The organism is Aequorivita sp. 609, from assembly GCF_014212065.1.
Taxonomy (GTDB): Bacteria; Bacteroidota; Bacteroidia; order Flavobacteriales; family Flavobacteriaceae; genus Aequorivita; species Aequorivita sinensis.
In genome coordinates this window covers 1-672 of record NZ_JACJVM010000162.1, presented here as the reverse complement: position 1 = coordinate 672, position 672 = coordinate 1, and the positions used below count along the sequence as shown (strand labels likewise).

1 protein-coding gene is annotated in these 672 nt (G+C 44.0%); it reads left to right on the top strand.

What is annotated here, in order from left to right; translation table 11 throughout:
• On the top strand, positions 1-672 hold a 672-nt coding region (locus H4O20_RS13140), incomplete at both ends, for a transposase (protein WP_185099559.1).

The window sequence follows — 672 nt, the reverse complement described above, 5'->3', positions numbered from 1 at the left end:
CGGACAAAAGTTCGGAAAATCCGCAATTATCCACATCAGATCCTGATAGTAGACACCAAATTGTACGGGGAATGATCACTGAGGTTTGCTACACACTTCAAACTACTGTGGATGATCAAAACAAAATACTTATCGATTACAAACTAACCAATCAAAACGATAAGAAAGCCATGGGCATGATGTTGCGCCGGGCCAAATCCATTTTACGAACCAACAAGTTTACCGCCCTTTACGACAAAGGCTATCATACCGGAAGTGAGTTTTGTACGGCCCATCAGCTAGACATTAAAACGCTTGTGGCCATACCCGCCATTGGGCGTGCTAGCCAGGCACCGCATCCGAAGTACAATGCCGAGAATTTTATATACAATCAAAAAACCGACACCTACACCTGCCCCGAAGGACATAAACTAACCAGTAACCAAAGCCACTATAAAACAAGAAACTACACTTTTAAACAGTACAAAACCAAGGCGTGCAAAGGTTGTTCAGTTCGCAGTTTATGCACCAAGGCAAAAAACGGAAAAATTGTTCAACGCAGTGAGTACGCCCCATATATAGAAGCTAATGCCCATCGAGTGACCCAGAACAAACAACGCTATAAACAACGTCAGGCGCTGGTCGAACACCCTTACGGCACCTTAAAACGCCAGTGGGGCTTTGATTACATAA